The 9,423-nt window shown below is 68.3% G+C and carries 8 protein-coding genes; 4 read left to right on the top strand and 4 right to left on the bottom strand.

Annotation, left to right across the window (positions count from 1 at the left end):
* Window positions 1–876, top strand: an 876-nt coding sequence (locus tag AC1D2K_RS22195) for an MFS transporter (protein ID WP_478091021.1), incomplete at its 5' end; no start/stop codon positions are given.
* A gap of 9 nt (window positions 877–885) precedes the next feature.
* Here AC1D2K_RS22195 and AC1D2K_RS22190 read toward each other — a convergent pair.
* From AC1D2K_RS22190 to AC1D2K_RS22175, 4 genes are read right to left on the bottom strand one after another with little or no spacing between them, the layout of a single operon-like run.
* Window positions 886–1,914: a S49 family peptidase gene (locus AC1D2K_RS22190; RefSeq protein ID WP_478091019.1), complete on the bottom strand. Its 1,029-nt coding sequence runs from the start codon at window positions 1,912–1,914 to the stop codon at window positions 886–888.
* 1 nt (window position 1,915) lies between these two features.
* Window positions 1,916–2,281 carry a Rieske (2Fe-2S) protein gene (locus tag AC1D2K_RS22185; RefSeq protein WP_478091018.1) on the bottom strand — a complete coding sequence of 122 codons (366 nt, stop codon included), beginning with the start codon at window positions 2,279–2,281 and terminating at the stop codon, window positions 1,916–1,918.
* Window positions 2,282–2,291: 10 nt separating this feature from the next.
* Window positions 2,292–2,960 (bottom strand): HAD-IA family hydrolase, encoded by a 669-nt coding sequence (locus tag AC1D2K_RS22180; protein WP_478091017.1) that lies wholly within the window; start codon window positions 2,958–2,960, stop codon window positions 2,292–2,294.
* Window positions 2,953–4,002, bottom strand: a complete 1,050-nt coding sequence (locus tag AC1D2K_RS22175) for an RluA family pseudouridine synthase (RefSeq protein WP_478091015.1) — start codon at window positions 4,000–4,002, stop codon at window positions 2,953–2,955. The genes AC1D2K_RS22180 and AC1D2K_RS22175 overlap by 8 nt, the downstream gene beginning before the upstream one ends.
* Before the next feature lie 539 nt (window positions 4,003–4,541).
* Here AC1D2K_RS22175 and AC1D2K_RS22170 point away from each other — a divergent pair.
* The 3 genes from AC1D2K_RS22170 to AC1D2K_RS22160 all read left to right on the top strand — a co-directional run.
* Window positions 4,542–7,628 (top strand): Rne/Rng family ribonuclease, encoded by a 3,087-nt coding sequence (locus AC1D2K_RS22170; protein WP_478091014.1) that lies wholly within the window; start codon window positions 4,542–4,544, stop codon window positions 7,626–7,628.
* Window positions 7,629–8,157: 529 nt separating this feature from the next.
* A complete protein-coding gene (locus AC1D2K_RS22165) occupies window positions 8,158–8,880 on the top strand; it encodes a sugar transferase (RefSeq protein ID WP_478091012.1) in 723 nt (240 codons plus the stop codon).
* On the top strand, window positions 8,877–9,423 hold a 547-nt coding region (locus AC1D2K_RS22160; protein WP_478091010.1), incomplete at its 3' end, for a sugar phosphate nucleotidyltransferase. The genes AC1D2K_RS22165 and AC1D2K_RS22160, both read left to right, overlap by 4 nt.

The following is a 9,423-nucleotide window of genomic DNA, read 5'->3' as shown; positions in this document are numbered from 1 at the left end:
CTGCTGGCCCTGCCGGCCTACGCCGCGCTGCTGGGCCTGCTGGCGGCGTTCGGCATCCTGACCAGCATGTTCGACGTCGCGATCAACACCGAGGCGGCGCAGCTCGAGCTTCGCAACGGCAAGCCGCTGATGAGCGGAATGCACGGCATGTTCAGCCTCGGCGGCATGGTCGGCGCCGTGACCGGCGGCGCGGCGCTGGCAGCCGGACTGGATCCGCAGCGGCACCTGATCGGCGTCGCCGCGGCGATGGCGCTGACCATCGCGCTGTCCGCCCGCGGGATGCTGCCCAGGGAAGCGACCGCCTTCGCGACGAGCGCCGGCAACGGCTTCAGGCTGCCGCGCAGCACCCTCGCCATGCTCGGCCTGCTGGCGGCGCTCGGCCTGATCGCGGAAGGTGCGATCTACGACTGGAGCGTGCTCTACCTGCAGCAGGAACTCGGCAGCCCGCAGCAGCAGGCCGCGCTCGCCTACGCGAGCTTTTCGGCGGCGATGGCGCTGGCCCGTTTCGGCGGCGATGCCATGCGGGCCCGCTTCGCGCCGGCGGTGCTGCTGCGCGGCAGCGCGCTGCTGGCCGCGGCATCCATGACGGTGGTGCTCGTGACCGACATGCCGTGGCTCGCATTGATCGGATTCGCTGGCGTCGGCGTCGGATTCGCCAACGTGGTGCCGATCCTCTTCGCGGCCTCGGCGCGGGTCCCGGGCGTGGAGCCGGCCCGCGGCATCGCGGCGGTGTCGGCCGCGGCCTATCTGGGCTTCATGGCTGGCCCGCCGGTGATCGGCTTTCTGGCCCAGGTCAGCTCGCTGACCCACGCGCTCTACCTGGTGGTGGCCTTCGCCGCGGCGCTCGCGGTGTCGGCGCGCTACAGCGATTCCTGAGATCTTGAACTAGTGCAGCGCGGGGGCGGTGCGCAGCGCGCGCACCGAGGCGTCGCCGAGGGCGGCGCCGAACTTCTTGGCCAGCTTCTCGGCCACGTTGTCGCGGCGCGTGTAGTCGATGACTTCCTCGGCCTTGATCACATCGCGGGCGACGAAATCGACGTTGCCGAGCGCGTCGGCCAGGCCCAGCTCGACCGCTTGCTGGCCGCTCCAGAACAGGCCGCTGAAAAGCCCGGGCGTGCTGGTCTTGAGCCGGTCGCCGCGGCCGCTCTTGACCACATCGATGAACTGGGTGTGGATCTGGTCGAGCATCTGCTGCGCGTGCGCCTTCTGGGCATCGTTCATCGGGCTGAACGGGTCCATGAAGCCCTTGTTGTCGCCGGCCGTCAACAGCCGGCGCTCCACGCCCACCTTGTCCATGAGTCCGGTGAAGCCGAAGCCGTCCATCAGCACGCCGATGCTGCCGACGATGCTGGCCTTGTCGACGAAGACCTTGTCGGTCCCGGCGGCAATGTAGTAGGCGGCCGAGGCGCAGGTCTCCTCGACCACCGCGTAGACCGGCTTGTTGTGCTTGGCGCGCAGCCGCTTGATCTCGTCATTGATGATGCCGGCCTGCACCGGGCTGCCGCCGGGCGAGTTGATCAAGAGCACGATGCCCTTGGCGCCGTCGTCCTCGAAGGCGGTCTTCATGGCCGCGACCACAAATTCGGCGCTGGCATCGGCGCCGGCGGCGATCTCGCCCTTGATCTCGATGACGGCCGTGTGCGCCGTGGTCTTGGCGGTCGCGGGGGTGCCACGCGACATCGCGAACCAGGCCAGGAAGATGAAGAAGGCCAGCCAGCTCAGGCGCACGAAGGTCTTCCAGCGGCGCGTGGCCCGCTGCTCGCGCAGCGACGCGAAAGCCAGTTTCTCGAGCGTCGCGCGCTCCCAGCCCGGTTGCTGCGCGGGGTCGTTCTTGGCCATGTTTGTCGTTGGGGTGGGCGCGGGGCGCTCGAAAGGCTCGAAACCCTCGGGTTCCGTGCGGTTGGATTCGGTCATGTCAAAAGGCCAGGGGCTGGAGGTTCCAGGCAGTATGCCAGTGGACCACGCCGTCATGCTCGCTGAGCGCGATCTTCACGAGCCCCCCGCGACAAGGGCCACCGGCGCACTCGCCGGTGTCCGGCCTGTACACCGCGCCGTGGGTCGCGCACAACAACCACTGCCCGCTGTCGTCGAAGAACCGGTCGGGCTGGAAGTCGAGTTCCATCGCGACATGGCTGCAGCGGTTCAGGTAGGCATGCGGCACGCCCTCGAATCGCACCGCGAAGGCCCGGCAAGTCTCGCCGCCGTGGATCACGTCGAAAGGCACGGCCCGGCCGCCCTCGACCAGGTCGGCGGCGTTGCACAGGGGGATGCACTCGCTCATGACGAGATTGTCAGGCGTTGTCGACCAGCCACTGCGACAGGCCGACCACCGAATGCGCGACGTGCAGCGGCGCCAGCGCATCGAATTCGCCCGGCTCGTGGGCGCCATAGCTCACCCCGACGCTTGCGCAGCCGGCGTTGATCGCGAGTTGCAGATCGTGCGTGGTGTCGCCGATCATCAGCGTCCGCTCGGCCGGCACCTCGAGCTCATCCATCAGTTCGAGCAGCATGCGCGGGTGCGGCTTGCCGAAAGTCTCGTCGGCGGTGCGCGAGGCGTCGAAACGATCGCGCAGCGCGACCGTGGCCAGCGCCTCGTTCAGGCCGCGGCGCGACTTGCCGGTGGCGACCGCCAGCTTGTGGCCGCGTACGCGCAGCGCGTCGAGCATCGGCAGCACGCCGTCGAACAGCACCAGGTCATCCTGGTGCTGCAAGTAATGGTGGCGGTAGCGGGCGCCGAGTTCGGCGTACCTCTCCTTGGGCACATCGGGCGCGGCGCGCGCGAGCGCCTCGGCGAGGCCGAGCCCGATGACCCAGGCGGCGTCGTTCTCGCTCGGCCTGGCGCCGCCGACGTCGACCACGGCGGCCTGGATGCAGCGCACGATGAGGCGCGTGGAGTCGTAGAGGGTGCCATCCCAATCGAAGGCGATCAGGTCGAAACGGCGGGGTCGGATGTCAGTCATGGGCTTGGACAAAAGGATGGGTGGCGAGTGCTTCGAGCGCAGCGGCGGGCATCAGCGCGTGCAGTTCGGGTGGCAGGTCGGCCTGCAGCGAGATGCGCTCGGCGCTCGCGGGGTGGGTGAACTGGAGCCGCCAGGCGTGCAGGAACATGCGCTTGAGGCCGAGCTTCTGCAAGATGCGGTTGCGCTCGAAGACGCCGTACTTGTCGTCGCCCGCGATCGGGTGGCCGGCCGAGGCGAGGTGAACGCGGATCTGGTGGGTCCGGCCCGTCTTGATGGTGACCGCCAGCAGGGAGAACTCCGCCCGATCGCCAGCGAGCGCGAAGCGCGCCAGCACCTTCACCAGCGTGACCGCGCGCATCGCGTCCGGATGGTCCTTGGCGACCACGCGAACCCGGCGCTCCCCCTCGGCGGCCCCTGCGGCCCCCGGCAGCAGGTACTTGGCGAGCGGCGCGTCGAGCACCTTCTTGTTGGCCGGCCAGTGGCCCTCGACCAGCGCCAGGTAGGTCTTGCCGGTCTCGCGCTCGCGGAACTGATCCTGCAGCGCAGTCAATGCGCTGCGCTTCTTGGCCACCAGCAGGATGCCGGAGGTTTCGCGGTCCAGCCGGTGCACCAGCTCGAGAAAGCGCGCTGCCGGCCGCGCCCTTCGCAGTTGCTCGATCACGCCGAAGCTCACGCCGCTGCCGCCGTGCACCGCAACGCCGGCGGGCTTGTCGATCGCCAGCAGGGCATCGTCCTCGAGCAGCAGCGGGAATTCGCGCGCCGGTGCGGCCGGCGTCCCGCCCTCCTCCGACCGGGCCGAGACCCGGACCGGCGGCAGCCGCAGCACGTCGCCCGCCGCCAGCCGCGACTCGGCCTGGGCGCGCCCCTTGTTGATGCGCACCTCGCCCGAACGGATGATCCGGTAGACGTGGGTCTTGGGCACGCCCTTGAGATGGCGGAACAGGTAGTTGTCCAGCCTTTGGCCGGCGGAATCCTCGTCGACCGTCAGAAAGCGAACTTCTGCCGCCGCGGGGGGCGCCTTCGCACCTATAATGTTTTTCACCAGCGCGGTCTTGTAAGTGCTTGATTAAACAGAAGTTTAGAGCACTGCAGGAAGCGCTGTGAGGTCGATGCCGCTTTGAGGCAGCGTCCGCAGGCCACGCGCAAGAGCGCAAGGCGGCGGCCCTGCTCCCGAGTCAAGCCGATGCCCACGAAACACCGATACGGAATACCCAGCCGGCAGGCTCCAAGCTGCCGGCGGATCGAAGCGAGTACCTTGTGTTGATGCTGCTGATTCAACTGATCCTGCGCTGGCTGATGCCGGCGAGCACAGGCATTGAATCGCCAGAAGTGCGTGCCACCACTGCGCCAACCGCTATAAAAAAGATAGCGAATCGACATCCCCTCGGGCTCGCCCCCATCCATGCGCCCCCACCCCGTCTGACATCGAGCTGACACTCGATGCGGTCATCCGCGCTCGCGCGGCGACCCCAGCAGCCTGGGCCGAGCGGCAATTCCTTCGTTTCGCGCGACGTCGTCCGTGCATCGTTAGGTCCGTCATGGACCGGTAGAACGATCGTAAAGACATAAGGACAACGCATCATGAAGCGGATGCTGATCAATGCCACGCAGGCCGAAGAACGCCGCCTGGCCATCGTCGACGGGCAAAAGCTCCTCGACTATGAAATCGAGATCGAAGGGCGCGAACAGCGCAAGGGCAATATCTACAAGGCGGTCGTGACGCGCGTCGAGCCCTCGCTCGAAGCCTGCTTCGTCGACTACGGCGAAGACCGCCACGGCTTTCTGCCGTTCAAGGAAATCTCCAAGCAGTACTTTGCCGAAGGGGTTTCGGCCAGCCAGGCCCGGATCCAGGACGCGATCCGCGAAGGCCAGGAACTGGTCGTGCAGGTCGAGAAGGAAGAGCGCGGCAACAAGGGCGCGGCGCTCACGACCTTCATCTCGCTGGCCGGCCGCTATGTCGTGCTGATGCCGAACAACCCGCGCGGCGGCGGCGTCAGCCGGCGCATCGAGGGCGACGACCGGGCCGAGCTCAAGGAGGCGATGGACCAGCTCGAGTACCCGAAGGGCATGAGCATCATCGCGCGCACTGCCGGCATCGGCCGCTCGGCGCCCGAACTCCAGTGGGACCTGAACTACCTGCTCAAGCTCTGGACCGCCATCGACGGCGCCGCCAAGGGCGCCAAGGGCGCCTTCCTGATCTACCAGGAGTCCTCGCTGGTGATCCGCGCGATCCGTGACTATTTCAATCACGACATCGGCGACATCCTGATCGACACCGACGACATCTACGACCAGGCGCAGCAGTTCATGGCGCACGTGATGCCCGAGCATGCAGCCCGCGTGAAGCGCTACCGCGACGACGCGGCCCTGTTCAGCCGCTTCCAGATCGAGCACCAGATCGAATCCGCCTACGCCCGCACGGTGCAGTTGCCGAGCGGCGGCGCGATCGTGATCGACCACACCGAGGCGCTGGTCTCGGTCGACGTCAACTCGGCGCGCGCCATCAAGGGCGGCGACATCGAGGAAACCGCGACCCGCACCAACCTCGAAGCCGCCGACGAAGTGGCGCGCCAGATGCGCCTGCGCGACCTTGGCGGACTGATCGTGATCGACTTCATCGACATGGACGAGTCGAAGAACCGGCGCGAGGTCGAAAGCCGCCTGCGCGACGCGCTGCGGCAGGACCGCGCCCGCGTTCAGTTCGGCTCGATCAGCAAGTTCGGCCTGATGGAAATGAGCCGCCAGCGCCTGAAGCCGGCGCTCAGCGAAGGCTCGTCGATCCCCTGCCCGCGCTGCGGCGGCTCGGGCCACATCCGCGACACCGAATCGAGCGCGCTGCAGATCCTGCGCATCATTCAGGAAGAGTCGATGAAGGACAACACGGCGGCCGTGCATGTCCAKGTGCCGGTCGAAGTGGCGTCGTTCCTGCTGAACGAGAAGCGCCCCGAAATCGCCAAGATCGAGCTCAAGCAGCGCGTGACCGTGCTGATGGTGCCGAACAAGACGCTCGAGACGCCCAACTACCGGCTCGAACGCCTGAAGCACGACGACCCGCGCCTCGACCACATCGAGGCCAGCTACAAGATGGCCGACGAGATCGAGGATCCGACTTCGGTCACGCGCCGTTCGCAGGAGCCGACCAACAAGCAGACCCCGGTGATCAAGGGCGTGCTGCCCGACGCGCCGGCCCCGGTGGCGGTGCCGAAGCCGGAAGCAGTGCGCCCGCCGGTGGCAGCGCCCGCCCCGGCACCGGTCGCACCCGTGGCAGCCCCTGCCAAATCGGCCGAATCCGGCCTCTTCGGCTGGATCAAGAGCCTGTTCGGCGCCACGCCGGTGCCTGCGCCGGCACCGGTGGTGATTCCGGTGGAAGCGCCGAAGCCGCGCCGCGAAGGCCGCGATGGCCGGGCCGGACGCGACGGTGAAGGCGCACGCACGGCGCGTGACGGCGAGCAGCGCCGCGGCGGCCGAGGCGAGGGTCGTGGCGGCCGCGACGGCGAAGGCCGTGGCGGTGAGCGCCGCGGCGGTCGCTCGGGCGAACGCCGGGACGGCGAACGCCGCGAAGGGCGCGAGGCCCGCGGGGAGGCCCGCACCGACAGCCAAGTGCGCGAGGCGCGCGAACCACGTGAGCCGCGTGAGCCACGCGAAGCCCGCGCACCGCGCGATGGCGAGCGTCGCGGACGCGGCGAGCGCCGCGATGGCGAAGCCCGCCAGGCGCCGGCCGAAAACGCCGACCTCCAGCTCGACAGCCAGGCGCTGGCGTCGAACCCGGCGATGAACGACGAGGCAGCCAGCCCATCGGAACGCGCGCCGCGCGGACGCGGCGAGCGCCGGGAACGCGGTGAACGCGGCGAGCGCAATGCCGAAGGTGCGCGCGAACGCAGCGCCGACACGGTCCGCGAAGCCCAGGGCGACGCCGCGCAGGAAGGCGCGTCGAACGAGCGTGGCGCACGCAGCGGTCGCGGCGAAGACCGCCCCCCGCGTGCTGAACGCGGTGATGGCCGCCGCGAGCGGCGTAACGACAGCCCGGCGCGACCCGTCGAGGCGGACACATCGGACGCCTCGATGCTCGAGGCCGGCACCGTCGGCGCCCTCTCGGCCGAAACCGGCGCCCCCGGCGACGAGCAGGGTGTCGAAGGCGCGCCGCGCCGCGACGGCGACGAACGCCGCGGCCGCTCACGCGACCGCTACGGACGCGATCGGCGCGAGCGTGGTCCGCGTGAAGACGCCGGGGAAGCGAACCTCGCCAGTCCCGACGCCACCCCGGCACCTGTCGAGGTCCCAGAGCGCGCCGTCCAGGCGGACATTCCGTCGGTGCCGGTTCGCGCGGAGCGTCCAGTCCAAGCCCCGGTGGCGCCCATCGCGGTCGAGGCCAAGGCCCCGTCCGCACGGGCGCTGCCGAAGGTCCAGCCCTTCGAGCTGCCGCTCGACGAGCTCGCCCAGGTGGCCGAAGGCTCGGGCCTTCACTGGGTCAATTCGGACGCCGACCGCATCGCCGAGGTCCGCGCCGCCATCGCCGCCGAGCCCAAGCCCGTGCACGTGCCCCGCGAGCGCCCGCCGGCGATCGTGATCGACGACAGCCCGCTGGTGCTGGTGGAAACCCGCCGCGACCTGGGATCGATGGCGCTGCCCTTCGAAGAGGCTGCGCGCGGCGCGAACGCCTCGCATTGAGGTCACGGGGAGGCGCAATGCCTCCCCGCTCTCCCCCAGGGGTCCCAGGGCGGCTCCCGCCCGCGCGGCGGTCCCGCCGCCCGTTCCTCGAGGCCGCCACTCGCGCGGCCTCTCCTCACTTCAACACCGTTCGTTTCTGAGGGCCTCCACGGCCCGGCGCCAGCCTGAGCGCAACGCAGTCGCCGATGACGGGGGCCGGGCTGAAAGCGCCAACCGATGAAAACTTCGGTATTAGTTCTCAAAATCATAAACGGCGTGTGCAAACAACACCTGGGCACCCATTCGCATTAACATTTTGTCATACAAAAGGACTACACTTCTCCGCAAGATGCTGCAGTGCACCAAGGTGGCTCGTCGGGCCCCTGACAGAGGGCGGCAGCCTACGCCGTTTGGCGGACGATGTACGGCTTTTGTTGACACGACACGGGCTGCGACATATGTTCAAATTCTTGCCGATAGTAGTAAAGCGTTACACTGCCACGCTTAAAGCTTAAAGTTTGAGGCAGCACCCGACACGGGGGGATTTCAGATGTTTCGTTCCGATTCGACCGCCAACGGCAACGTCGTTCGACGCTTTTCCCCGGACGGCGGCGGCCCGTCCGCAGCACCCGTTCAGGCGCGGCCGCGCCGCCTGTCGCTCTTCGAGCGCATCGTGAAACGCTCCCTCGACATCGTCGGGGCCCTCTTCTTCTTCGCTGTCTTCGGCCCGCTCTATCTGCTGGTTGCCTTGGGTGTGCTCATCAGCATGGGACGCCCGGTTCATTTCTGGCAGACYCGGCTCGGCGAGAGCGGCCGGCGCTTCCGTTTCTACAAGTTCCGCTCGATGGTGCGTAACTCGGACGACGTGCTGGACGAGTTCCTGAGTCGCAGCGACATGGCGCGCACCGAATGGAACACCTTCCAGAAGCTGGAAAAGGACCCCCGCATCACGCCGATCGGCCAGTTCATCCGCAAGCTCAGTCTGGACGAGCTGCCGCAGTTCTGGAACGTCCTCAAGGGCGACATGAGCCTGGTCGGCCCGCGCCCCTGCATGGAGCGCCAGCGCAGCCTGTACGGCAGGGGCTGGGAGCACTACTGCGCGATGCGCCCCGGGATCACCGGCCTGTGGCAGGTCAGCGGGCGCAACCGGCTCTCCTACGCCCGCCGGGTCGAACTCGACGTGGAGTACGTCAGCAACTGGTCCTTGTGGCTCGACATCAAGATCCTGCTGAGGACCGTTCGCGCCGTGATCACCGGCGAGGGTTCGAGATGACACAGATCCAGCCGGTCGTTCTGTGCGGTGGCAGCGGCACCCGGCTGTGGCCGTTGTCGCGCAAGACACTGCCCAAGCAATTCGCCCCGCTGGTGGGCAACAAGAGCCTGCTGCTGCTCACGCTCGAGCGCCTGCGCCTGCTCAACCCGGAAGTGACCTGCGTGGCGGCGGAGGAGCATCGTTTCCTGGTCCAGGAAGGCATCGACGCTGCCCATGTGAGCGGCAAGCAGTTGCTTGAGCCGGTGGCGCGCAATACCGCCGCCGCGATGTCGGCGGTGGCCCTTCAGGCCGACCCGGAGCAGTTGCTGCTGTTCGCGCCCGCCGATCACCACATTCCGGAACCGGAGCGGTTCGTCGCCACGATCCTGAAGGGCGTGCCGGCCGCCATGGCGGGATACCTCGTGACCTTCGGCGTGGAACCTTCTTTTCCCAGCACCGCCTATGGCTACATCCGCCAGGGCGAGAAGCTCGATGCCGCGCTGGGCGAGGAGGCAGGCCATGCGGTCGCGGCCTTCATCGAAAAGCCGACGGTGGACCGTGCCG

The sequence above is a fragment of the Variovorax sp. P1_H12_2 genome (assembly GCF_056405335.1).
The sequence above is the reverse complement of the archived record's forward strand: the minus strand, read 5'-3'. Positions and strand labels throughout refer to the sequence as shown.